At 72.0% G+C, this 24,926-nt stretch carries 18 protein-coding genes; 14 read left to right on the forward strand and 4 right to left on the reverse strand.

Annotated features, from left to right (window positions below; genetic code table 11):
* Positions 1 to 64: 64 nt before the first annotated feature.
* Both CP970_RS38280 and CP970_RS38285 read right to left on the reverse strand, forming a co-directional pair.
* Positions 65 to 1,114, reverse strand: a complete 1,050-nt coding sequence (locus tag CP970_RS38280) for a MupA/Atu3671 family FMN-dependent luciferase-like monooxygenase (RefSeq protein WP_055545720.1) — start codon at positions 1,112 to 1,114, stop codon at positions 65 to 67.
* 118 nt (positions 1,115 to 1,232) lie between these two features.
* The gene (locus CP970_RS38285) at positions 1,233 to 7,595 is read right to left on the reverse strand and encodes a non-ribosomal peptide synthetase (protein ID WP_191095005.1); all 6,363 of its coding nucleotides are present in this window, start codon (positions 7,593 to 7,595) and stop codon (positions 1,233 to 1,235) included.
* 437 nt (positions 7,596 to 8,032) lie between these two features.
* Here CP970_RS38285 and CP970_RS38290 point away from each other — a divergent pair, with 437 nt between their 5' ends.
* The 8 genes from CP970_RS38290 to CP970_RS38325 all read left to right on the forward strand — a co-directional run bounded on the left by CP970_RS38290 (position 8,033) and on the right by CP970_RS38325 (position 16,493).
* Positions 8,033 to 9,301: an MFS transporter gene (locus CP970_RS38290; protein ID WP_055554407.1), complete on the forward strand. Its 1,269-nt coding sequence runs from the start codon at positions 8,033 to 8,035 to the stop codon at positions 9,299 to 9,301.
* Between the two features lie 128 nt (positions 9,302 to 9,429).
* Positions 9,430 to 10,566: an LLM class flavin-dependent oxidoreductase gene (locus CP970_RS38295; RefSeq protein ID WP_055554405.1), complete on the forward strand. Its 1,137-nt coding sequence runs from the start codon at positions 9,430 to 9,432 to the stop codon at positions 10,564 to 10,566.
* A 77-nt stretch (positions 10,567 to 10,643) separates the two neighbouring features.
* Positions 10,644 to 11,777, forward strand: a complete 1,134-nt coding sequence (locus tag CP970_RS38300) for an alpha/beta hydrolase fold domain-containing protein (protein WP_224058948.1) — start codon at positions 10,644 to 10,646, stop codon at positions 11,775 to 11,777.
* An 81-nt stretch (positions 11,778 to 11,858) separates the two neighbouring features.
* On the forward strand, positions 11,859 to 13,262 hold the full coding sequence (locus CP970_RS38305; protein WP_055544659.1) for a DUF6421 family protein: 1,404 nt from the start codon (positions 11,859 to 11,861) through the stop codon (positions 13,260 to 13,262).
* A gap of 26 nt (positions 13,263 to 13,288) precedes the next feature.
* Positions 13,289 to 14,029, forward strand: coding sequence for an SDR family oxidoreductase (locus CP970_RS38310; RefSeq protein ID WP_055544660.1), 741 nt, complete (start codon positions 13,289 to 13,291; stop codon positions 14,027 to 14,029).
* Positions 14,026 to 15,120 (forward strand): threonine aldolase family protein, encoded by a 1,095-nt coding sequence (locus CP970_RS38315; protein WP_055544661.1) that lies wholly within the window; start codon positions 14,026 to 14,028, stop codon positions 15,118 to 15,120. The genes CP970_RS38310 and CP970_RS38315 overlap by 4 nt, the downstream gene beginning before the upstream one ends.
* A 76-nt stretch (positions 15,121 to 15,196) precedes the next feature.
* Entirely contained in the window at positions 15,197 to 15,793 is a 597-nt protein-coding gene (locus CP970_RS38320) for a transglutaminase-like domain-containing protein (RefSeq protein WP_055544662.1), read from the forward strand.
* Between the two features lie 13 nt (positions 15,794 to 15,806).
* Positions 15,807 to 16,493 carry a B3/B4 domain-containing protein gene (locus CP970_RS38325; protein ID WP_055544663.1) on the forward strand — a complete coding sequence of 229 codons (687 nt, stop codon included), beginning with the start codon at positions 15,807 to 15,809 and terminating at the stop codon, positions 16,491 to 16,493.
* Positions 16,494 to 16,526: 33 nt separating this feature from the next.
* On the opposite strand, the gene CP970_RS38330 is transcribed toward CP970_RS38325, so the two are convergent.
* Complete coding sequence (locus tag CP970_RS38330; protein WP_055544664.1) at positions 16,527 to 17,255, reverse strand: lysophospholipid acyltransferase family protein; 729 nt, start codon at positions 17,253 to 17,255, stop codon at positions 16,527 to 16,529.
* A gap of 216 nt (positions 17,256 to 17,471) precedes the next feature.
* On the opposite strand from CP970_RS38330, the gene CP970_RS38335 reads away from it, so the two are divergent.
* From CP970_RS38335 to CP970_RS38350, 4 genes are all read left to right on the forward strand, one after another.
* Positions 17,472 to 17,819: a thioredoxin family protein gene (locus CP970_RS38335; protein WP_055544665.1), complete on the forward strand. Its 348-nt coding sequence runs from the start codon at positions 17,472 to 17,474 to the stop codon at positions 17,817 to 17,819.
* 234 nt (positions 17,820 to 18,053) lie between these two features.
* Positions 18,054 to 18,563 (forward strand): flavin reductase family protein, encoded by a 510-nt coding sequence (locus tag CP970_RS38340; protein ID WP_055544666.1) that lies wholly within the window; start codon positions 18,054 to 18,056, stop codon positions 18,561 to 18,563.
* 232 nt (positions 18,564 to 18,795) lie between these two features.
* Positions 18,796 to 19,581, forward strand: a complete 786-nt coding sequence (locus CP970_RS38345; protein ID WP_055544667.1) for an electron transfer flavoprotein subunit beta/FixA family protein — start codon at positions 18,796 to 18,798, stop codon at positions 19,579 to 19,581.
* A 57-nt stretch (positions 19,582 to 19,638) separates the two neighbouring features.
* Positions 19,639 to 20,601, forward strand: a complete 963-nt coding sequence (locus tag CP970_RS38350) for an electron transfer flavoprotein subunit alpha/FixB family protein (RefSeq protein WP_055544668.1) — start codon at positions 19,639 to 19,641, stop codon at positions 20,599 to 20,601.
* 56 nt (positions 20,602 to 20,657) lie between these two features.
* Here the strand turns inward: CP970_RS38350 and CP970_RS38355 are convergent, their stop codons facing one another.
* Positions 20,658 to 21,494, reverse strand: a complete 837-nt coding sequence (locus CP970_RS38355; RefSeq protein WP_398656538.1) for an endonuclease/exonuclease/phosphatase family protein — start codon at positions 21,492 to 21,494, stop codon at positions 20,658 to 20,660.
* A 226-nt stretch (positions 21,495 to 21,720) separates the two neighbouring features.
* Here CP970_RS38355 and CP970_RS38360 point away from each other — a divergent pair, with 226 nt between their 5' ends.
* Both CP970_RS38360 and CP970_RS38365 read left to right on the forward strand, forming a co-directional pair.
* Positions 21,721 to 23,013: a DUF6986 family protein gene (locus CP970_RS38360; RefSeq protein WP_055544669.1), complete on the forward strand. Its 1,293-nt coding sequence runs from the start codon at positions 21,721 to 21,723 to the stop codon at positions 23,011 to 23,013.
* A 75-nt stretch (positions 23,014 to 23,088) separates the two neighbouring features.
* Positions 23,089 to 24,876, forward strand: a complete 1,788-nt coding sequence (locus CP970_RS38365; protein ID WP_055544670.1) for a serine/threonine-protein kinase — start codon at positions 23,089 to 23,091, stop codon at positions 24,874 to 24,876.
* The last annotated feature ends 50 nt before the right edge of the window (positions 24,877 to 24,926 follow it).

The following is a 24,926-nucleotide window of genomic DNA, read 5'->3' on the forward strand; positions in this document are numbered from 1 at the left end:
CTTGGAACCAGAATCTCAGCTGTGAAAACGACAGTGGGATCATGAATGTCTCGGCCTCCCAGCCTTAGCCCCGTGCGCACGTTTCGCGAAGCGCGTTCACATAACGCAAACCGTTCAGTACGGTCTTGGTGTCCACGCCGAAATCGATCAGGCAGGCAATCTCGTCCACGCCGACGGCGCGCAGCCTTTCCACCGTCCGCGCCGCCTCGTCCACCGTGCCGAAGAGCCCCCGTTCGCCGAAGTAGGTGTCGAACGACTGGGAGATGATGAACTCGACGTCGTCCTCGTCGAGGTCGTCGGGATCGAAATCGGGATCGGTCTCGGCGAACGACCGGGTGACGAGGTGGATCGAGCTCCTCAGATACTCCGTCAGCGGCCCGCGCACGGTCTCGCGCACCTCGTCGCGGCCGTCCCCGACGAACGTGTGCAGCATCAGGACGACATGTCCGTTCCAGCCCTCGTGCGCCGCGCGCGCCGCCGCCCGGTACTCGGAGATCCTGGCGGCGAGGTCGTCGACGTCCTGGTGCAGCAGGTGCGTCAGCACACCCGCCCGGGCCTCGGCGGCCGCACGGAACGTCGCCGCCTCCCCGGCGCTCGTCACCCACACCGGCAGTTCGCGCTGGACCGGCGGGGGAAAGACCCGCACGGTGGCGGGCAGACCGTTCCCGTCCGTGACCTCGTGGGCCTCGCCGCGCCACAGGCCCCGCACCTGCCCGATGCTGTCGAGCATCACGCGCTTGCGTTCGCCGTAGGACGCCTGCCCGAGCGCGAAGTCGACGGGATGCCAGCCGGAGGCGAACGAGATGCCGACCCGGCCCCCGGAGAGGTTGTCGACCACCGACCACTCCTCGGCGATCCGGATCGGATGGTGCAGGGGCGCCACCACGCTGCCCGCCCTGATGGCGATGTTGTCGGTGGCCGTGGCCAACGCCGCGCCGATCACCGCCGGGTTCGGGTAGAGGCCGCCGAAGGCATGGAAATGCCGCTCAGGCGTCCACACCGCGCGGAACCCGTTCCGGTCCGCGAAGCGTGCCCCTTCGAGGAGCAGCTCGTACCGTCCCGCGTCCCCCGAGGGGCCGCTGTCGTCCGCGAAGTAGAAGAGGCTGAAGTCCATGGAGCACCCTTGTCGTTCGGCGTCCGCCGGGCGGGCGGCCGCAGTGGTCCGGGAGTGAGCGGTGGTCCGGGGGCGTGCGGTGGTCCGGGGGGCGAGCGGTGGGCGACGGCACGGGCCGTCAGTCACGTCGGCGCATCCGGCGCAGCGCGGGCCGTGCCTTGCGCGCGTCGGCGAGCCGCGCCACCAGGTCGGCCACGCGCGGCGTGTCGAAGACCGCGCCGACCGGCACTTCGACGCCGAATTCACCGCGGATGCGGCTGACCAGGCGCGTGACGAGGAGCGAATGGCCACCGAGGTCGAAGAAGCTGTCGTCGATGCCCACCGCGTCGAGTCCGAGGACCTCCGCGTACATCCGGCACAGGGACTCCTCCTGTGGTGTCCGTGGCGGGCGGCGCGCGACGTCGCCGCCGGGCCGTGGGTCGGGCAGCGCGGCGCGGTCGAGCTTGCCGTGCGGCGTGAGCGGAAGGCGGTCCAGGACGACGATCGCCGAGGGCACCATGTACGAGGGCAGGAAGGCGCGGGCGCGGCGCGTCAGGGATTCCTTGAGCAGCGCGTCGGCGGAGGCGGCCGACGGGACGTTGACGTACCGCGTGACGTCGAGCCCGCGTTCCTGGCCGCCCCGCCCGGCGCGACATGCTCCGGCGCCGACGTCCCCGGTCCCGAACTCCGCGTCGAAGCAGGTCGGTCCCGCCTTCGAGGACCAGCGCAGCACCACCTCGTGGCCCAACTCCTCGCCGAGCCGCGCCAGTTCCTCCGGGTCGACGGCGTCGGCCTGCGCCTGCCCCACGGACGCCAGATCCACGCTGAGCCGCGCGTTGGGGATCCCGCTGATCCGCAGACGGCCGGACTCCAGGTGGCCCGACGCCAGGGCGCCCGCCAACTCCCGTACGCCGTCGAGCGACCGGACACCCGCACCCCAGGCCCGCTCCGGCACCGGCACCAGGGCCCCGGCAGCGACCGGACCGGTCCGCAGCACCACGTCGTACCGATAGCGGGTCAGTTCGTTGTGGTGGTCGCCCCGCTTCAGCCGTACGTCGCACGACGTGAAGGGACCGGGGGCGGCCGTGAGCGCGCGGAAGAACTCCGGGTCGACCGCGAGCTCCGGTTCCCCGGCCAGGCTCCGCTCCGTGGCCTGCCGATGGGCAGGGCCACCCGGCACCGCGCCGCTCCTGCGCGCGGCCGCCGCGGCGTGGAAGCACGTGAGGAGCCCCAGATGACGTACGTCCCCGAGGAACACCGACCCGCCGGGAGCCAGCGCTCGCGCGGCGCACCCCAGGACGCGGCGGAGGTACTCCCCGCTGGGGAAGTACTGCGCGACGGAGTTGAGCACCACCACGTCGAATCCGCCCCGCGGCACACCGGTGTCGTCGTCGGCCGCCTGGCTGCGCAGTACGACGCGGTCGGCGAGCGCGGGGCGTTGCGCGATGTGCCGTCCGAGGCGCTCGACCGCCCGGGGCGAGAGGTCGAGCCCCCAGTAGGAATCCACCTCGGGAGCCAGGTGTGCGAGCAACAGGCCGCTGCCCACGCCCAGTTCGAGGACGCGCCGGGGCCGCAGCGCCCGGATCCCGCGCAGCGTCTCGTCCCGCCACTGCCGCAGCTGGTCCGGCGCGATGGGGCTCCCGTCGTACCCGCTGAGCCACCCGGCGAAGTCCTCGCCGAAGGGTGCGGGCGCCGCGTCGGCGGGCACCGCGTCGTGGACGCGCCGCCAGTCGGCGACCCGCTCGCTGTCCGTCGGCGCACCCGGCCGGGCCGCGGCACCGTCCCGTACGACGTAGGCGACGATCCTGCGGTCCCCGTCCCGGTCCTCGCGCACGGCGACCGCGGCGCCCGTGACGTGCGGATGACCGGCGAGCAGCGCCTGGATCTCGCCGGGCTCGATGCGGAAGCCCCGCACCTTGACCTGGTCGTCGGCGCGCCCGGCGAACTCCAGTTCCCCGTCGGTGTTCCGGCGTGCGAGGTCACCGGTGCGGTACATCCGGGACCCGGCAGGACCGAACGGGTCCGCGACGAACCGCTCCGCGGTCAGGGGCGCGCGGCCCGCGTACCCCCGGGCGAGCCCGGCCCCCGCGACGTACAGCTCGCCCACCACGCCCTCCGACACCGGACGCAGCCGTGCGTCGAGAACGTACAGGCGCGTGCGACGTATCGGCCCGCCGATCGGCGGCGGCCCCACCGCTTCCGGGAGATCCGTCGGGGGAGGGCCCATGGGAGGGCGCAGAGGACGGCTCATGGTGGCGCAGACCGTCGTCTCGGTCGGCCCGTACGCGTTGATCAGGATCCGTCCCCGCGACCACCGGGCGGCCTCCTGCGCGCCGAGCGCCTCACCGGCGGCGACCAGGGTGCCGACGCCGGACAGGGCGCCGGACGGCAGCGCCCTGAGCACGGACGGGGTGAGAGTGGCATGGGTGACGCCGTGCTCGTCGACCACGCGCGACAGGTCGGGGCCGGGGAGCAGTCGGCGCGCGGGCGCCATGACGAGCGCGGCCCCCGCGGACAGTGCCATGGTCAGCTCCCAGAAGAACGAGTCGAAACCGGACGAGGCGAACTGCAGTACCCGGCTCGCCGGTTCCACCGCCATCGTCCGCAGCTCATGGGCGACGAGGTTGTCCAGGCCGGACCGCGGCACCACGACCCCCTTGGGGCGCCCGGTGGAACCGGATGTGTAGATCACGTAGGCGGGCTGGTCCGGGTGCGCGGGCGCGCGCCCCGAACCGGCGCGGCGGCCGTCCGCCGGACTCGCCCGCAGCGCCGCATCGGCCGCCGCCGCGTCCAGGACGAGCCGCGGCACCCCGGACGCGGCGGCGCAGGCGCCTTCGGTATCGCGGGTCGTGAGCAGCAGCGCCGGAGCGGCGTCGCCGAGGACGTACGCGATGCGGTCGGGCGGATGCGCGGGATCCACCGGGAGATGGGCGGCTCCCGACTTCAGGACGGCGAGCACCGCGACGATCAGTTCGGGGGAGCGGGGCAGGGCCGACGCGACGACCGTCTCGGGGCCGACGCCCCGGGAGAGCAGCAGGTGGGCCAGCGTGTCGGAGCGGGCGTCGAGTGCGGCGTACGAGAGACGGTCCTGCTCGAAGACGACCGCGGTGGCGTCCGGGGCGCGCGCGGCCGCTTCCTCGAAGAGGGTGAGGAAGGGGCGGGTGGGCGGTTCGGGTTCGGTGATGTCGTTCGTCACGCAGGGTCCGTCCCGTCTGTCGTCCTGGGCGGCCGGGGCGAGTGCGTCCGCATCGTCTCGCGGCGTGAACTCCCTGACAGATAGGCCGGGTTGGCGTACCGCGGTCCGCAGTACGGCGAGCAGCCGGGCCGCGATCGCCTCGGCCGTGGCGGGGCGGAACAGATCGGCGGAGTACTGCAGGAAGCCGTCGAGGCCGCCCGGCGCACCGTCATCGGCGCGGAGTTCGCAGACCGAGAACGACAGGTCGAACTTGGCGTTGGGTGGCGCGACGGGCTCCGTCCGCATGTCCGCGCCCGCCAAGTCCCATACGGCGACCGCGTTGTTCTGGAAGGCGAGAAGGACCTGGAAGAGCGGCTGGCGGCCCGTGACGCGCTCCGGGCCGAGCGCCTCGACGAGCTGGTCGAAGGGCAGGTCCTGGTGCTCGAACGCGGCGAGGTCGGTGTCGCGCACCCGCGCGAGGAGCTCCTCGAAGGACGGATCGCCCGAGGTGTCCGTCCTGAGTACCAGCGTATTGACGAAGAAGCCGACCAGATCGTCAAGGGCGGGCTCGCCGCGCCCCGCCACCACGGCGCCGATCGGAAGGTCGTGCCCCGCGCCGAGGCCGGTCAGGACGGTGGCGAGGGCGGCCTGCACCACCATGAAGAGTGTGCAGTCGTTGTCCCGCGCGAGCGCCACGAGCGCGCGGTGCAGATCGGCGCCGCAGACCAGGGGAACGGACCCGCCCCGGTGGGTCGCGGTCGCGGGCCGGGGCCCGTCGGTGGGCAGCGGCAGGAATTCCGGAAGTCCCTTGAGCGCGTCGGTCCAGTACGCGAGCTGTCGGCTCGGCGGCTCTCCGGGGCCACCGCCCGTCGCGCTGTCACGGTCCAGGCGTGCGCGCTGCCACAGGGCGAAGTCCGCGTACTGCACGGGCAGTTCGGGCCAGCCGGGCGCGGCGCCCGCGCGGCGCGCCCGGTACGCCGTGGCCAGGTCACGGGCGAGCGGCCGGAGCGACCAGCCGTCGCAGGCGATGTGATGGACGACGAGCAGCAGCACGTGGGTGTCGGGTCCCGTCGCGAACAGCTCGGCCCGCAGCGGCGGTTCGGCCGCGAGGTCGAACGGGACGCTGACTGCGTCGCGCAGCCCATCGGCCAGCTCCGTCTCACGCACCGCGCGCACCGGCAGGGTGAAGGACACCGCCTCCGGGGCGAGGACGTGCTGCGCGGGTTCGCCCGCGTGCTCGCGGAAGACCGTGCGCAGCGATTCGTGGCGCGTCACGACGTCCCGCAGGGCGGACCGCAGCGCGGGCACGTCAAGGGCGCCGGTCAGGCGGAAGGCCATGGGTTCGTTGTACGTGGAGTTCGGGCCTGCCAGCCGGTCGAGGAACCAGAGCCGGTGCTGCGCCGGGGACAGGGGCAGCCGTGCGGGGCGCGGCGTGCGGCGCAGCGGGGGCCGCGGGGAGGGGAGGACGGGCGCGGGCGCGGCGCCGTCGCCCGCGCCACCCTGCGTACCGCCGTCCGCCACGTCGGCGAGCGCGGCGTCCACCCGGCGGGCCAGTGTCACCGGCGTCGGCGCCTCGAAGACGTCGCGCACCGTCAGCTCCGCGCCCAGGTCGGCACGGACCCTGCCCACGAGCCGCATGGCGAGCAGGGAGTGACCTCCCGCGTCGAAGAATCCGGTGTCCGCGCCGATCCGCGCGGGGGCGAGCAGTTCGGCGTAGAGCCCGCGGAGTGTCCGCTCCGTCGCCGAGCGGGGCGCGCGCGGCGGACCGGCGGTGGCGGTGGCGTCGGGGGCCGGGGCGGGCAGCGCCGAGCGGTCCGTCTTGCCGTTCGCGGTCAGCGGGAAGGAGTCGAGGACGACTAAGGCCGTCGGCACCATCGCGGCGGGCAGCAGTGCGGCACAGTGCGCGCGCAGCGTCTCGGCGAGGCCGTGCGGTGCGGGCGGGGTTGGGGTGACGTACGCGAGGAGGCGATGGTCACCGTGCGGGTCCCGGCGGGTGGTGACCACCGCCCTGGTGACGGCGGGATGACGGGCGACGGCCGCCTCGATCTCGGCCGGTTCGATCCGCTGGCCGCGCACCTTGACCTGGTCGTCGGTGCGGCCCAGATAGGCGAACACCCCACCGGGCAACGGGCGTACGCGATCGCCCGTCCGGTACATCCGGCCGCCCGCAGGGCCCAGCGGATCGGCGACGAAGCTCGCCGCCGTCGCACCGGGGAGGCCCGCGTACCCCGCGGCGACGCCGTCACCGGCCAGATAGAGCTCACCGGGCTCGCCATCGCCGACCGGCCGCAGCGCGTCGTCGAGAGCCACGGCCCGTACGCCGGGCAGGGCCGCCCCGATGTGCGGTCCTGCCCCCGTGACGCGGGCCGCCGTGGAGTCGACGGTGCACTCGGCGGGTCCGTAGAGGTTGACGGCGCTCACCCTGCCCTGCCGGGACAGTTCGACCAGGTCCGCCCACATGGCGGGTGGGACGGGTTCGCCGCCGAGGAACAGCCGCAGCGGGGGCGTGGCCGCGTCGGCCGTCGGGAAATACGGGCGCAGGACCTCCCAGTGCGACGGCGTGGCGTCCAGATCGGTGGCGCCCTGGGCGCGCAGGAAGTCGGTGAACAGGCGTGGGTCGGCCCGCAGTTCGTCCGTCGGCAGGATCAGCGTGTCGCCTCGGCAGACCCGGATCCACTGCTGGACCGAGGCGTCGAACCCCGGCCCGGCGTTCCACGCCACGCGGGCGGGCTCCGGCGGATAGACCCCGCTCTCCTCCAGGGCGCGGACCAGGTGGGCGACGTTGCCCCGGGTGACGGTGACGCCCTTGGGGCGGCCAGTGGTGCCGGAGGTGGGGATGACGTACGCGGGGGCCGCCGTGGGCACGGACACGGGGTGTGCCGTCGGTGCGTCGGCGGCGTCGTGGTGACGTCGCGCGTCCGGGGCGGTCAGGGCGTCGACGTCGATGACGCGGGTTCCGGGCGGCCAGACGTCGGTTGCCGGTCCTCCTTCTTCGCCCGCCACGAGCACCGTGCGCGCGTCGGCGTCCTCGACGAGCAGCCGCAGGCGCTCGGCGGGATGGGCGGGGTCGAGCGGCACCTGGGCCGCGCCGACCTGCCAGACGGCGAGGAGCGCCGCGACGAGGTCGGGGCGGCGGGGCAGGCAGACCGCGACGGCGGAGCCGGGGCGCACGCCCACCCCGCACAGGACGGCAGCCAATGCGCGGACACGGGCGGCCAGTTGGGCATAGGTGAGGTGGGCTGACGGCGTGACCACGGCGGTGCGTCCGGGGTGCCGGGCTGCTCCCCGGTGGAATCGGCTCAGGAGATCGGTCGCGCTGCCTGCCACGGAGGGCTCCTTGGGCTCTTGGACTCTTGGGCTTGAGGTGGGACCACGGCCGTTCTCGCTGCGAAGAGGTCCGGGGCGGCTGCGGCCCCCTCGACTAGCGAGGCACCGGCCCGCGAGTGACCCGCGAGTAAAGAGGAATGCCCAATTCCCGCGAGCGGACGGATTCCCGCGATCGGGCAGGGCCTGGACCCCCGCCATTCAGCAGGGCCGGGGGTCGGCCGACCTCGTTCCCGAACGTCCCGGACATTCCGAACGTCCCCAACGGATGCGCCATCCGAAATCGACTCGCTTTCACCCAGGGCGTGTTGCTGCGGTGATGAGCGCGGATATCCTAGGCCGCCGGTCGGCGAATTCCCACACTGGCCGTCAAGAATCTGATCTTGTATCATCGCGCGAATCCCGGTCGGAACCGACTTCTGCGAAGGGTTCGCCCCGCCATGAGCGACGACGGCGCGCGGTCGGCGGCAAAAGGCCGGAGTCTGCTGTTCCACCGGAACTTCCGGCTGCTGCTGATCGGGGAGACCACCAGCAAACTCGGCACGAGCATGACCTCCGTGCTGCTGCCCGTCGTCGCGGTCACCACGCTCGACGCCTCGACGTTCATGCTCGGCCTCCTGACGGCGGCGACCTGGCTGCCCTGGCTGCTCATCGGCCTGCCCGCGGGGGCCTGGGTCGACCAGTTGCCGCGCCGCCCGGTGATGCTCTGCGCCAACGCGGTGTCCGCCGTCCTGTTCGCGAGCGTGCCGGTCGCGGCCTGGCTCGACGTCCTCGGCATCTGGCACCTGGTCGCCGTCGCGCTGCTCGCGGGCGCGGCCGCCGTCTTCTTCTCGACCGCCTACTCCGCGTACCTGCCGTCCCTGGTCGACAGGTCCGAACTCATGGAGGGCAACGCGAAGTTGCAGGGCGGCGAGCAGGCAGCCAAGGTGGCCGGGCCCGGCATCGGGGGGCTCGTCGCGCAGAGCGTGGGAAGCGCGAGCGGTCTGCTGCTCGACGCCTTCTCCTTCGTCGTCTCCTCGGTCTGCCTGCTCGCCGTGCGCGGAGTCGAACCGCGCCCCGCGGCCAAGGCGGGGCGGCGGCTGAGCGGTGAGATCTCCGAGGGCCTGCGCTTCGTGCTGCGCGATCCGCACGTGCGGATCCTCACCGCGTACGGCGCGGCGGTGAATCTGGCCCTGGCCGGGTACCAGGCGGTCCTCGTCGTCTTCCTCGTCCGCACCGTGGGGGTCGACTCCGGCGCGCTCGGAGTGCTGGTCTCGTGCGGGGGAGTCGGCGGCATCGTGGGCGGACTCGTCGCGGGACGCCTGACCCGGTGGCTCGGCACCGTGAGGGGGCTGCTGGTCGTCCAGCTCACCGCGTCACCGTTCGGGCTGCTCATTCCCCTGGCCCAACCCGGCCCGCGTCTCGCGCTGTTCGCGGTGGGCTCCGTCGTCGTACTCGCCGGTGTGGTGGTCTGCAACGTCATCATCGTCAGCTTCCGGCAGTCGTACTGCCCGCCCGAGATGCTGGGCCGCGTCACGGCGACCACGCTGTTCCTCAACTACGGCACCATTCCGCTCGGCGCGCTGCTCGGTGGCGCCCTCGGCTCGCTCCTCGGCGCCCGCCCGACGATGTGGATCGTGACCGTCGCCCTCGTCGCGGCGAACGGCTTCCTGCTCGGCGCGCCTCTGCGTACGCTCCGCGACTTCCCCGAAGCGTCACGGCGGGACTGAGCCGCTCCGGACTGCTCCCTGTGACAGCCCTTGCCTCTTTGGCATCTGACGACTAGTCATATAGCTAATAGAAGCATGCGCCGCCATGCCGTTGCGGCGCAGCAGGGCCACAACTCCCTGGAGGGCACGTGAAGTTCTCCGTCATCTTCGAGGCGCAGCTCGCCGACCCGACCGTCGAGCGTGAGCATCAGGTCATCCGTGACAGCGTCGAACAGGCCGTACTCGCCGAGGAGATGGGGTTCGACCGGATCTGGGCGGTCGAGCACCACTCCCTCAAGTGGTACGCGCACATGAGTGCCCCGGAGATCTTCCTGACCTGGGTCGCCGCGCGTACCAGCACCATCAGGATCGGGCACGGTGTCGTCTGCATGCCGTTCAACTTCAACCACCCGGCGCGCGTGGCCGAGCGCGCCGCGATGCTCGATCTGCTCTCCGGCGGGCGGCTCGACCTCGGGGCGGGTCGGGGCGGCACGGTGCAGGAGACCTCGCTGTGCGGAGTCGACAAGGACCGCACGACCCAGGAGGTCGAAGAGGCCCTCCGGATCATCGGAAAGGCCTGGGAGAAGGAGGAGTTGGAGCACCACGGCGAACTCATCGACATCGACCCGCACCCGATCCTGCCGCGCCCCGCGCAGACGCCGCACCCGCCGCTGTTCCTCGCCTGCAGCAGGACGGAGACCCTCACCCAGGCCGCCGAACTGGGCATCGGGGCCCTGGTGATGGGCTTCGCGGGGCCTGAATCGATCGCCGAGATGCGCCGGGCGTACGACACCGCGATCGCGGCCCGCACCGACGCGCGCTTCGTGTCGAGCGTCGTCAACGACCACTTCTCCGTGCTCTGCCCGACGATCGTCCTCGACGACCAGGAGACGGCGCGGCGCGTCGGCATCCGGGGGCAGCGGTTCTTCGCCCAGTCCATCGGGCACTGGTACGGCGGCGCGGGCATCCCCGACGAGGCGGTCGTGGAGGGCGGCGACGAGGCGGCCGAGATGCGCAAGGCCGCGGAACAGGTCGTCGCGCGACTGCACGAGCACAACATCCCGGTCCGCCCGACGTCGACCGCCACGTTCAACGCGGACCACGCGTACGGCACAGCCGACGACGCCATCGCCTACGTGGAACGCCTCCGCGACGCGGGCGCGAACGAGATCATGTGCCTCATCCAGATGGGCACGGTCCCGCAGGGGGCGTGCCTGGAGACCCTGCGCCAGTGGGGAGAGAAGGTCATCCCCCACTTCCGCACGCAGGAAGCGGCGGGGGCCTGATGCCCGGGGGCCAGCCGATGGGCAGTCCTGCGGGCCAGCCCGTGGGTCAGTCGGCGAAGGAGCCTGCGGACCAGCCCGTGGGTCAGCTGGCGAACGAGCCTGCGGGCCAGCCCGTGGGTCAGTCGGCGAACAAGCCCGCCGATCAGCCCGCGGGCCACCCGACGAACGAGCCCTCCGACCACCCCACCCAGCCCCCACCCGATCTCCCCACCCCCGACCGCCTCGCCCCCGGCGCCCGGCCCCTCGTCGACGCCCTGGCCGCCGCCTTTCCCGACCTCGGCGGTACCGTCACCGACGCCGCGCAGGCCCGGCGGATCCTCGATGCCGGGGCCCGTTCGTCGCGTCCGTCCAAGCCGCCCCTCGCCGTCGGCTCCGTCGTGGACCGCGTCGTTCCGGGGCCCGGCGGTGGCGCGCCCGACCTCCCCGTACGCATCTATCTGCCGGATCCGGAGGCCTGTCCCGGGCCCCGCCCGACCGTCGTCTTCTTCCACGGCGGTGGCTACACCCTGTGCGGCCTGGGATCCCACGACGCCACGGCCCGCGGGCTCTGCGCGCGGGCCGGTGCGGCCGTGGTTTCCGTCGCCTATCGCCTCGCGCCCGAGCACCGCTTTCCCGCGGCCGCCGACGACGCCTACGCGGCGCTGTGCTGGAGCGCGCGGGAGGTGGCCTCGCTCGGCGGCGACCCCGGCGCGCTGGTCACCGCGGGGGACAGCAGCGGCGGCGGTCTCGCCACGGTCGCCGCCCTCAGGGCGCGGGACCGCGAAGGGCCCGCCGTCGCGCTCCAGGTGCTGATCTACCCCGTCCTCGACGCGGGCCAGGACACCGCCTCGTACCGCGAGAACGCCGAGGGCTACTTCCTCACCGCCGCGCACATGCGGTGGTTCTGGCAGCAGTACCTCGGCCCGGACGGCGACGGTACCCACCCGCACGCCTCGCCGCTCCGCGCGGAGCCGGCCGGACTGCCGCCCGCACACTTGGTCACCGCGGGCTGCGACCCGCTCCGGGACGAGGGCATCGCCTACGCGCGCCGCCTGCGCGCCGCGGGCGTCCCGGTCACGCACGGCCACCACCCGGAGATGTTCCACGGCTTCCTGGGCTTCCCGGGGCTCCTCGACGAAGCGGAGACCGCCGTGGCCGCCGTGGCAGAAGCGATCGCATCGACGGCAGAAGGCAGGAAAAACAGCGGTGAAGGAGGGGGCTGCGCAGGATAATTTCCCGAGGCCCCTCTTGTCGCGGAGAACCTCGCATGCATACGGTGTCCATACGCGAGGTTCTCCGGAGGAAGGTGGGTCATGACGGAAATTCTTGAGCGTTGGGGTGCGGAAGGTGCGGTTCTTGCCGCTGATGAGCGGGTGGTGGACCATCCGGCATGGCCGGTGCTCAAGGACGCCGTGGAGGAGATCAGGCCCTGGCAGTCACCGGACGGGTCGATCGACTTCGAGGCGGCGGACGCCCCCGCGAAGGCCGTGGCCGAACTCGCCGTGGACCGCGTCATATCGGCGGTCGAGCAGCTCGCCCCGCTGCTCCCGCACGACGCCGCCTACCACCAGGCGCTCGCCGCCGACCTGCGCGGCTGGTCCGACGGCGGCTTCCAGGTGCCCGACTTCCTCGACTCGCTGCTCGCCTTCCAGCCCGCGGCACACCGCGCGGACGGCCTGCAGCACCTGGTCGTCTTCCCCATGTACACGCAGAACGGCAACCCCGACCGCAATCTCGAAGCGGTCGTGCTGCGCATGGTCTGGCCCGACTGGCTGGCCGATCTTGAGCGCACGCGCTACGACAACCCGCTGTTCTGCGGCATCACCTTCGAGGACTTCACCGCCGGGTACGACACGAACTCGGCCGTCCTGTTCCCCGAGACCATCGCCGTGCGCGAGGCCCCCGAGCGCTTCTCCTGGGGCGGCATCTTCTGCGACCGCGAGGCGGCCCGCTTCCGCCGTGTCACCGAGGCGTCCGTCGACATCCTCGGCATCGAACTGCCCGACGACATCCGCGAGATGGTCGGCGACCAGGACCGCTGCCAGCAGGCGTTCGTCCTGTGGGACATGGTCCACGACCGCACCCACAGCCACGGCGACCTGCCCTTCGACCCTTTCATGATCAAGCAGCGCCAGCCGTTCTGGATGTACGGCCTCGAAGAGCTGCGCTGTGACCTCACCGCCTTCAAGGAGGCGGTGAAGCTGGCGGACGAGGGCGTCCCGCAGGCGCGCGACGTGCAGTACGCGGTCCTCTTCGACCGGATGTTCCGCTTCCCGGTCACCGGCGACCGCGTCAAGAACTACGACGGGCTCGGCGGCCAGCTCCTCTTCGCCTACCTCCACAAGCACGACGTGGTCCGCTGGACCGACAACACCCTCCGCATCGACTGGGAGCGCGCCCCGCAGGTCACCAACCAGCTGTGCGCCGAGATCGAGGACCTCTACCGGGCGGGCATCGACCGCCCGAAGCTGGTCCACTGGTTCGCCGCGTACGACCTGGTGTCCCAGTACCTCGCCCCGCACCCCGGCTCGCGCTGGGCCAAGGGTCCGGACGCCCTGGACACCTCGCTGCCGCCCCGCAAACTGGTGGACGAGGTGCTTCCGGACGAGTTTCCGCTCAGCATGTTCTATGAGGCGCTCGCCAAGAAGCTGAAGCACGTGATCGCCTCCACCAAGGGGATCACCGCTTCCACGGGTGCCGAGAAGGCCGCCGCGTGAGCGGCCGCCACGAGGAGGCGAGGACCATGTCCGCACTGGATGGAGCCGTCGTAGCGGTGGCCGGTGCCGCCGGACCCGCGGGACGGGCGACGCTGCTGAGGCTGGCCGAGGCGGGCGCCACGGTCGTGGCGTCCGACGCCGACGCCGCGCGCCTCGCGGAGGCCGTGGACGCCGCGCGGTACGCGCACGGCGGGGCCACCGTCGTCGGCGACACGGTCGACCTCCTCGACCTGGCCGCGGCCCGTGAGTGGGCGACGCGCACGGAGAAGGAGTTCGGCCGGATCGACGGCCTGGTGCACCTCGTCGGCGGCTGGCGCGGCAGCAAGAACTTCGCCGAGACCGACCTCGCCGACTGGGACTTCCTGGAGAAGCTCCTGATCCGTACCGTGCAGCACACCTCGCTCGCCTTCGAGGACGGCCTGCGCCGCAGCGACCGCGGCCGCTATCTCCTGATCAGCGCGGCGGGCGCCTCCAAGCCCACCGCGGGCAACGCCGCGTACGCCGCGTCCAAGGCGGCCGCCGAGGCCTGGACGCTCGCCCTGGCCGACGCCTTCCGCAAGGCGGGGGGCGACGAGGGCCCGCGCGCGGCGGCTGCGATCCTGGTGGTCAAGGCGTTGGTGCACGACGCGATGCGCGCGGAGCGGCCCAACGCGAAGTTCGCGGGCTTCACGGACGTCAACGAGCTGGCCGAGGCCATCGTCGGTGTCTGGGAGCGGCCCGCCGCGGAAGTGAACGGAAACCGCCTGTGGCTGACCGAGAAGCCGTGACCGCTCGCGACGGAGACGCGGTCAATCCGCCGAAGACCGATGCCAGGCGCCATCACGACCCGGACGTACGCGGCTTCGCGAGCGACAACTACGCGGGGGCGCACCCGGAGGTGATGGCCGCCCTGGCCCTGGCCAATGGCGGTCACCAGATCGCGTACGGCGAGGACGACTACACGGCCAACCTCCAGCAGGTCATCCGTGGCCACTTCGGTGCCACCGCCGAGGCGTTCCCGGTGTTCAACGGCACCGGCGCCAACGTCGTCGCGCTCCAGGCGGTCGCCGACCGCTGGGGCGCGGTGATCTGCGCCGAGTCCGCGCACATCAACGTCGACGAGGGCGGCGCCCCCGAGCGGATGGCAGGTCTCAAGCTGCTCACGGTGCCCACGCCGGACGGCAAGCTCACCCCCGAGCTGATCGACCGGCAGGCATTCGGCTGGGACGACGAGCACCGGGCGATGCCCCAGGTCGTCTCGCTCGCGCAGAACACCGAACTGGGCACGCTCTACACGCCCGACGAGATCCGCGAGATCTGCGACCACGCGCACCAGCTCGGCATGAAGGTGCACCTCGACGGCTCCCGGATAGCCAACGCGGCGGCCGCGCTCGACGTCCCCATGCGGACGTTCACGAACGCGGCCGGCGTCGACATCCTCTCGCTCGGCGGCACCAAGAACGGCGCGCTGTTCGGCGAGGCCGTCGTGGTCATCAACCAGGACGCCGTGCGCCACATGAAGCACCTGCGCAAGATGTCCATGCAGCTGGCCTCCAAGATGCGCTTCGTCTCCGTGCAGTTGGAGGCGCTGCTCGCCAAGGACCTGTGGCTGCGCAACGCCCGGCACGCCAACGAGATGGCGCAGCGCCTCGCGGAGGGCGTCCGCTCCGTGCACGGCGTGGAGATCCTCTACCCGGTGCAGGCCAACGCCGTCTTCGCGCGGCTGCCGCACGACGTGAGCGAGCGCCTGCAGAAGCGCTACCGCTTCTACTTCTGGGACGAGGCGGCGGGTGACGTCCGCTGGATGTGCGCGTTCGACACCCGGGAAGAGGACGTCGACGGGTTCCTCGCGGCGCTCAAGGAGGAGATGGCGCGCTGAGCCGAATTCGCATAGATATGCGCTCGACCGTAAAGTCATTGACTTGTGGTCGGGTGCATTTCTATGCTCCCTTGGCATGCAGCTGATCCAGGAAAACCCCGACCTCTCTGCGTACTTGGCCGCGGACGAGGTCGTCGACCACCATCATCCGCTGGTCCGCGAGACGGCGGCCGGTCTTGCAAAAGCATCCGCCGATACCTACGCATACGCACGCGCCGCCTTCGAGTTCGTGCGCGACACCATCCCGCACTCGCAGGACTCGGGCCGCATGGAGGTCACCTGGCGCGCCTCCGACGTCCTGCGCGAACGCACCGGCATCTGCACCGCCAAGTCCCACGCCCTCGCCGCCCTGCTGCGCGCCGAGGACATCCCGACGGCGTTCTGCTATCAGCGCCTGCGGGACGACAACACCAGCGGCTACTCCCTGCACGGCCTCATCGCCGTACGCCTTGACGGTGCCTGGCACCGGCAGGACCCGCGCGGCAACATCCCGGTCGGCGTCGACGCGCAGTTCCGTCTCGGCGAGGAGCGGCTGGCCTGGCCGGTGGATCCAGAGTCCAGCGAAGTGGACTATCCGGTCCTTTATGCTGAACCGAGTCCCGTGGCGCTTCGCGTGCTCAAAGAAGCCCGGGACCGGCTGCACCTCTGGCAGATCTACCCCTCGAAACTGTGAGGCACGACGGACCATGACCATCGACCTGACCGTCTCCGACGAGGTCCGCGCCCTCGCGCCCGGCTTCACCCACGTCACCATCGAGGCCCGCGGGCTCGTCAACGGCCCCAGCACCGACGCCACCGGGACCCTCCTCGACGACGCCGCGCGCCGCCTCGCCGTACGTCTCGACGGGCGCGCCCCGCACGAGGACCCGCACATGGCCGCCTGGCGCGCCGCCTACACGGCGTTCGGCGCGAAGCCCTCGCGGACCAGGAACTCGGCCGAGGCGCTCGCCAAGCGGGCACTGGCCGACGGCGGCCTGCCGCGGATCAACGTCCTGGTCGACCTCTACAACGCGATCAGCGTGGCCCATCTGATCCCGGTCGGCGGCGAGGACCTGGACCACATCCAGGGCGGCATGCGCCTGGTGCGGGCCACCGGCGAGGAGGACTTCGTCACCGCGGCGGCGGGCGAGCGGGTCGTCGAGCACCCCGACGCGGGCGAAATCGTGTGGTGCGACGACGAGGGCGTCACCTGCCGTCGCTGGAACTGGCGCCAGGGCCCGCGCACCCGCCTCACCGAGGAGTCCGTGAACGCGATCTTCCTGCTGGAGGGGATGGGGCCCGACGCGGGCCTGGAGGCCGCGGGCGCCGAACTGGCCGAGTTCCTGGAGAAGTTCAGCCCCGGCGCGCGGATCACCGTCCGCGCGCCGGAGTAGCGCGGGGAGCGCCCGAAGGCGCGGGGGAGGGGCTCAGCCCGCCTCCGCCGCCTTCACCTCGGCGGGCGTCGGTGCCGTGCCGCCGAGGTGCGCGGGCATCCACCAGGTGTCGTCGGGACCCTTGGGGCGCACCGGGTAGGCGCGCTGGGCGGCCTCCAGGAGCTCCTGGCAGCGCTCGCGCAGGCGTCGCGTGATCGCGCCCGCGTACTGGTCCTTGGGCGCCTCGACCGGCTCGCCGACGCGGATGGTGACCGGCAGGTGGCTGCGCTTGAAGTTGCGCGGGTGCCCCTTCGTCCACAGCCGCTGCGTGCCCCACAGGGCCATCGGGATGAGCGGTACCCCGGCCTCCTGCGCAAGGCGTGCCGCGCCCGACTTGAACGTCTTGAGCGTGAAGGACTGCGAGATCGTCGCCTCGGGGAAGACCCCGATGATCTCCCCGGAGCGCAGCGAGGCGAGGGCGTGCGCGTAGGCGGCCTCGCCCTGCTTGCGGTCGACGGGGATGTGCTTCATCCCGCGCATCAGCGGCCCGGAGATCTTGTGCCGGAACACCGACTCCTTGGCCATGAAGCGCACCAGGCGCTTCTGCGGCAGGGCGGCGAGGCCGTCGAAGATGAAGTCGAGATAGCTGATGTGGTTGCTGACGAGGACCGCACCGCCGGAGCGTGGGATGTTCTCCGACCCCTTGCAGTCGATCTTCAGGTCCCATGCCTTGAAAAGTGTTTTCGCGGCACCGATGACCGGAGGGTAGACAAGCTCTGCCATGGGTGGGGAGGGCCCTTCGTTTCTCTGCCTGGGGAGGGGGCTCCCGGCGGGAAGTTACGCAGCCGTAGGTTTTTCGGCGTTGCGCAGATCGTGCCCGAAGAACGGACGGGTGGCCACCCTTGGTGCCGCCATTGCGGGAGATTCTCGTCACGTCGGAATCTTTGCGGTCGCGTGTGCGCTGAACTGGGGAGCGAACGGAACGGGGCATGGCTCGACATGCCGGGGCGGGAGGCTGGAGTGCCAGGACACGACACCGGGCGGCGGCTCGGCGCGGCGGACATCGGAGAGCCGCTGGGCGAGCGAGCGACGCTCGTGCAGTTCTCCAGCGCCTTCTGCCAGCCTTGCCGCGCGACCCGCAGGGTCCTCGCCGAGGTGGCCGCCATGGTCCCGGGCGTGGCCCATGTGGAGATCGACGCGGAGGCCGCCCTCGGTCTCGTACGCGATCTGAGCATCGTCAAGACACCGACGGTGCTCGTCCTGGACGCGACCGGCGCGGAGGTGCGCCGCGCGGCCGGGCAGCCGCGCAGGGCCGATGTGATCGCCGCCCTCGGGGAGGCCGTGTGACCTGCGGTTCCATCGTCCAGGGCGTCCCGCGCGCCGATGAGTCAGTGATCCATCTTTCATATCCGGGAAAGGGCTTGACTGCATGGGGCACCTGTCGCGAGCCTGCTTCCATGCCTCGGGACCTTCTGCTGTACGAGCGCGTCCACGTGGACCTCGCGCGCCATGCCAGCGCGCGCTGTCCGCACTGCTGAGCACCGACGAATCCGCTCGTACCTCCGGCAGAAGGACAACTCCATGACGGCATCGCCCACTCTCGGCACTTCCCGGCTCGCCCGCCCCGATCTGCTCCGCTCGGTCTTCCGGCGGCATGCGGCGGGGGTCGCCGTGATCACCGCGGCGCGGGACGCGCGCCCCGTCGGCTTCACCGCGACCTCGCTCACCTCGGTCTCCGCCGAGCCGCCGATGATCTCCTTCGGCATCGGCACGGGCGCCTCCAGTTGGCCCGCGATGTCCGAGGCCGAGCACGTCGGCGTGCACATACTCGGCGAGCACCAGCAGGACCTCGCCGCCACCTTCGCGCGCAGCGGGGCCGATCGCTTCGGCGCGCCCACCCGCTGGCGCGAAGGGCCCGAGGGCGTCCCCGTCCTGGACGGCGCGCTCGCCTGGCTGGTGTGCCGGATCGTGGCCCGCGTGCCCGCGGGCGACCACTGCATCGTGCTCGCCGAGGTGGTCGAGGGCGACACCGCGGGCGAGGGCCGTCCGCTCGTCTACCACCAGGGGCGCTTCAACGCCCTGCGCGACTGAGAGTTCCCGTTCGTCCGTCGCGGCGCCCGATTACGGAGCGTTGGGAACGTCACAGTTCAAAGCGCTTGCTCAGTGGGAATGAACTGGGTGTACTCATGAGTAATATTTCGGTCGGAGCGGGGGCCGCCCCGACCGGGATGCGCCGCTTCAGGCGCCTATGCTGCCTGCAAGAAGGCAGTAGCCATAAGCCTAGGCAGCAGCCCAGTAAAGACGATGCAGTAGGAGAGCCGGCGTGAGCTTGAGGATCGTTGTCTGTGTGAAGTACGTGCCCGACGCCACCGGCGACCGGCACTTCGCCGATGACCTGACCGTCGACCGCGACGACGTCGACGGCCTCCTTTCGGAACTCGACGAGTACGCGGTCGAGCAGGCACTGCAGATCGCGGACGAGGCGGACGACGCGGAGATCACCGTGCTGACCGTCGGTCCCGAGGACGCCAAGGACGCGCTGCGCAAGGCGCTCTCCATGGGGGCCGACAAGGCCGTCCACGTCGAGGACGACGACCTGCACGGCACCGATGTGATGGGCACCTCGCTGGTGCTCGCCAAGGCCATCGAGAAGACCGGTTACGACCTGGTCATCGCCGGTATGGCGTCCACCGACGGCACCATGGGCGTGCTGCCGGCGATCCTCGCGGAGCGCCTCGGCGTCCCGCAGGTCACGCTGCTCTCCGAGGTCTCCGTCGACGGCGGCGTCGTCAAGGGCCGCCGTGACGGCGACACCGCCAGCGAGCAGCTGGAGGCTTCCCTGCCGGCCGTCGTGTCCGTGACGGACCAGTCGGGCGAGGCCCGCTACCCGTCCTTCAAGGGCATCATGGCCGCCAAGAAGAAGCCGGTGCAGTCCCTCGACCTGGACGACCTGGACATCGACGCCGAAGAGGTCGGCCTCGAGGGCTCCTGGACCAAGGTCGACTCCGCCACCGAGCGTCCGGCCCGCACGGCGGGGACGATCGTCAAGGACGAGGGCGAGGGCGGCAAGCAGCTCGCCGAGTTCCTCGCGGGCCAGAAGTTCATCTGAGCTTCAGTCACCCCTCAACCGCCCCACTTCTTCGCAACTGCAGGAGATTGAAGTCCCATGGCTGAAGTTCTCGTCTACGTCGACCACGTGGACGGCGCCGTCCGCAAGCCCACCCTGGAGCTGCTGACCCTGGCCCGCCGCGTCGGCGAGCCCGTCGCCGTCGCCCTCGGTTCCGGCGCCGAGGCCACCGCCGCCACGCTCGCCGAGCACGGCGCGGTCAAGGTCCTCACCGCCGACGCCCCCGAGTTCACCGACTACCTCGTCGTACCGAAGGTGGACGCGCTCCAGGCCGCGTACGAGGCCGTCTCCCCGGCCGCCGTGCTCGTCCCGTCCTCCGCCGAGGGCAAGGAGATCGCGGCCCGCCTCGCGGTCCGCATCAAGTCCGGCATCATCACGGACGCCGTCGACCTGGAAGCGGGCGACGAGGGTCCGGTGGCCACGCAGGCCGCGTTCGCCGCCTCGTACACCACCAAGTCCCGCGTCTCCAGCGGCACCCCGGTCATCACGGTCAAGCCGAACTCGGCCGCCGTGGAGGCCGCCCCGGCCGCCGGTGCCGTCGAGGCGCTCGCCGTCACCTTCTCGGAGAAGGCCACCGGCACCAAGGTCGTCGCGCGCACCCCGCGCGAGTCGACGGGCCGCCCGGAGCTGACCGAGGCCGCGATCGTGGTCTCCGGCGGCCGCGGCGTGAACGGCGCCGAGAACTTCTCGATCATCGAGAACCTCGCCGACTCGCTCGGTGCCGCCGTCGGCGCCTCGCGTGCCGCGGTCGACGCCGGCTGGTACCCGCACTCCAACCAGGTCGGCCAGACCGGCAAGTCGGTCTCCCCGCAGCTGTACATCGCCTCCGGCATCTCCGGCGCGATCCAGCACCGGGCCGGCATGCAGACCTCGAAGACGATCGTCGCCATCAACAAGGACGCCGAGGCCCCGATCTTCGACCTGGTCGACTACGGAGTGGTCGGCGACCTCTTCGAGGTCGTCCCGCAGCTGACCGAAGAGGTCAAGTCCCGCAAGGGCTGAGCTCATTGACCGCCCGAGGCCCTCGTTCCGCACCGCGGAACGAGGGCCTCGGCGCGTCACAGGGTCAGGCTCGCCTGCACCGGCAGGTGGTCGCTCGGGAACTGCCCCTCCAGCGAGAACGTGTTGATCGACGCCTCGTGGACGCGCGCTGCCCCGGCCACCAGGAGCCAGTCGACGCGGTCACCGTCCGGCACCAGCGGCCGGTAGCCGTGGAAGGTGGCGTACGCCTTGCTCCGCCGGTCCGCGGCGTCCCAGGTGTCGACGAGGCCCGCGCCCAGCATCGTGTCGTAGACGGGGTTCTTGTGCGCGGCGACGTTGAAGTCGCCCGTCACCACGAGCGGCAGGGACCGGTCGAGGCGGCCGGCGCGCTCGACGATCAGGGCCGCGGCACGCGTGCGTGCGTACTGGCTCGCGACGTCGAGGTGGGTGTTGAGGACGTACAGCTCGCCGTCCGTGCGCAGATCCCGGAAGCGCACCCAGGTGACCATGCGGATCGAGCCGCCGCCCCAGGTGTTGGAGCCGATGACGTCCGGGGTGTCCGAGAGCCAGAAGTGGTCGTACGCGACGGGCCACAGCCTGCGGGTGTCGTAGTACACGGCCGCGAACTCGTCGCGGCTGCCGCCCGCGCGGCCCGTGCCGATCCAGTCGTAGTGCGTGCCGAGGTCGGCGGCGATGTCCCGCACCTGCTCGTAGAGCCCCTCCTGGCTGCCGATGACGTGGGGCCTGGCCCGGCGAAGCAGTTCACGGGTGACCGGGCGCCGCTCCGCCCAGGTGTTCGGCGGGGCGGCGCCCGCGTAGCGGAGGTTGAAGGACATGACCTCCAGGCGGCGGCCGGGGCGCTGCACCGCGCTCGCCCGGGTGGCGGAGCTCACGGCTCCTGTGTCGGTCGGCACGAGGTCTCCTTCGGTCGGTCGCGCCAGGATGTGGTGGGCGGACCGAAGTGTGGAAGCGGGATCTGAGACATGCGTGAACGGCGGTTGTCGAGGACCGGTCAAGAACTGGTCGGGTGTTGACCAGCGGGAAGTCGGCAGATAACTTCGCCATACGGATTCTTGATTCCGTGAAGCGGAAACGTAAACGGAAACGCCAGGCAACGCCGAGTGTGTGGAGGGTGCAGGAATGGGTCAGCAAGAGAAGGTGGCAACGAGCCTCGCGGGCGCGGTCAGCGAGGGCATCAGCGCTTCCCTCGCCCCGGTGGACGCGGAGCTCGACCGCCGCTACCCCGGAGACCCAGGCACCCGCCAGCCCGTCCACACCGTGTACGTCCCCGGCGAGCAGTTCGCCGCGGCGTCCATCCGCACCTGGGGCGACAAGGCCCTGGCGATGCTCGACGAGCACGCCCCGGACGCCGCCTCGTTCGCCGCCGTCCTCGGCCTGAGCGACGACCTCGCCGACGCGGTCTACACGCGCGTGCGCACCAAACTGGAGCGCGAGCCCGTCGAAGACCTGCGCATCGACTTCGAGGACGGCTACAAGGGCGCCGACGAGGACCAGGACGCCGCCCGCGCGGCCCGCCTGGTCGCCGAGGCGTACAAGAACAGCACCGCGGCCCCGTACATGGGCATCCGCATGAAGTGCATGGAAGAGGCGGTGCGCGACCGTGGCATCCGCACCCTCGATATCTTCCTGTCCGGCCTCATGGAGGCGGGCGGCCTGCCGGACGGGCTCGTCCTCACGCTGCCCAAGGTGACCTACCCCGAGCAGGTCACCGCGATGGTGCGCCTCTTGGAGGAGTTCGAGAAGGCGCGCGGCCTGGAGCAGGGCCGCATCGGCTTCGAGATCCAGATCGAGACCAGCCAGTCCATCCTCGCCACCGACGGCACCGCCGCCGTGGCCCGCATGATCCAGGCCGCCGAGGGCCGCGCCACCGGACTGCACTACGGCACCTTCGACTACAGCGCCTGCCTCGGCGTCAGCGCCGCCTACCAGGCCAGCGACCACCCGGCGGCCGACCACGCCAAGGCCGTCATGCAGGTCGCCGCCGCGGGCACCGGAGTGCGCGTCTCCGACGGCTCCACCAACGTCCTGCCCGTCGGCACCACCGAGCAGGTCCACGACGCCTGGCGGCTGCACTACGGCCTCACCCGGCGCGCCCTGGCCCGCGCCTACTACCAGGGCTGGGACATGCACCCCGGCCACATCCCCACGCGCTACGCCGCCGTGTTCGCGTTCTACCGCGAGGGCTTCGAGGCGGCCGCCGCGCGCCTCGCCGCCTACGCGGGCCACCACGAGGGCGGCGGCGTGGCCGACGAGCCCGCCACCGCCAAGGCGCTCGCCGGGTATCTGCTGCGCGGCCTGGACTGCGGCGCCCTCGACGCGGGCGAGGTCACCCGGCTCACCGGCCTGACCCTGGCCCGTCTGCAGGGCTTCTCGGGACCGCGCCGCGGCGACCTCACGGCCTCGGGCAAGTAACACCGACGATCACCTGTCACCCCTGCCCCGTACTCTGTACGCCACGGAAAGTGGTGTGGCAGAAACGGGGCAGCGGTGTTGTCGGGGGATCAGGAAAACACGGGCGGGGCCGGACGGCTGCTCGCCGGGCGCTATCGCGTCGTGGCGCAGCTCGGGCGCGGCGGCATGGGCGTCGTATGGCGCGCGGTCGACGAGGTGCTGCACCGCGAGGTGGCGGTCAAGGAACTGCGCACGTTCACGGACGCGGCCGGTGGCGAACTGGCCGACCTGCGCCTGCGGATGCAGCGCGAGGCGAGAGCCGCCGCCCGGGTGCGCCACCCCGGTGTGGTCGCCGTGCACGACGTGGCGGAGGAGGACGGCCGCCCCCTCATCGTCATGGAGCTCGTCGAGGGTCCTTCCCTCGACGACGTGCTGCGCGAGCGCGGCACCCTCGAACCGCGCGAGGCCGCGGCCGTCGGCGCCAAGGTCATGGAGGCCCTGGCCGCCGCGCACCGCGCGGGCGTCCTGCACCGCGACGTGAAGCCGGGCAACATCCTCCTGGAAAATCCCCAAGCTCTCGGCTCCGCTCGAGCAGGGGAGGCCCCACTCGGACGCGTCGTGCTCACCGACTTCGGCATCGCGACCATGGAGGATCCCGGCGACGGCTCCTCGACGCACCTCACCCGCAGCGGCGAACTGATCGGCTCCTTGGACTACTTGGCGCCCGAGCGCGCCCAGGGCCACGACCCGGGACCGGCATCCGACGTCTGGGCGCTCGGCGCCACCTTGTACGCCGCGGTCGAGGGCGACTCCCCCTTCCGCCGTACGTCGACGTGGTCGACGCTCACCGCGATCGTCGTCGACCCGCTGCCCGAGCCGCGCCGCTCGGGCCCCCTGACTCCCGTACTGCGGCAGCTGATGGACAAGGACCCGCAGGCACGGCCCGACGCGGCCGCGGCGTGCGCGCTGCTCGCCACCGTCGCGGCGGCCGCGGGGGACGTGGGCACGGCCGCGCTGCGGGAGGCCCCAGGCGCGCGCCCGCGGACGGAGCGCAGCATCCCGAACACGCCGCCGCCGGGCTTCGGACCGCCGCCGGGCGACACGCGGCAGCCCGTTCCCCCGGCGTCGGTGCCGCAGGGCCCGCCCGCCGTGCACCTCGGCGCCACCCGCACCACCCAACGCCCGCGCCGGGGCCGTGCGTTGCTCGCCGCTGTCGCCGTGGCGGTCGTGCTCGCGGCGACCGGAGTGACCGTGGCCGTCCTCAACGGCAAGGACGACAGCGGCAGTCAGGCTCGGGAGGGCACGGCCCAGGGAGAGGGAGCCGACCGCGCGGACGACGGCGGGAGCGACACCTTCGACGGCGGGTCCACGCGGCCGAAGCCGTCGAAGCAGGGCGACGAGAAGCCCCGCGAGGCGGACCCGAAGCCGGACGGCGGCAAGGGCAAGGACAAGGGAGAGGACGACGCCGGGTCGTCGGACCAGGACAAGGAGAAGCCGTCCGACAGGGAGAAGGGCGGCGACAAGCCCTCCTCCCGGCCCGACCCCACCACCAAGCCGACCGGTGGCCCTTCGGGCGGCGGTGGCGGCGGCTCCGAGCCGGACCCGGTCTGCCACCCGGCGGGCGGCGGCAAGTACAACTGCTCGGTGTGGCGCACCGCGAAGTCCTACACCGCGTCCGGCGCCGAGGCGGGCAGCCTGAACTCGGGCACCAACTACTTCTACTGCCAGCAGAACCAGGGCCGCCGCGAGACGTACGGCCGCTGGACGAACGTCTGGTGGGCCAAGACGGACGACGACAGCGGCAACAGGAACGTCTTCGTCAGCGACGTCTACATCACCGGCGGCGACAACGACAAGCCGCTGCCGGGCCTGCCGACCTGCTGACCAGCCCTGTGGCAGCGATTCCGGGCTCTGGCTCAAGCCACAGGGAACTG

It is taken from the genome of Streptomyces kanamyceticus, from assembly GCF_008704495.1.
Taxonomy (GTDB): domain Bacteria; phylum Actinomycetota; class Actinomycetes; order Streptomycetales; family Streptomycetaceae; genus Streptomyces; species Streptomyces kanamyceticus.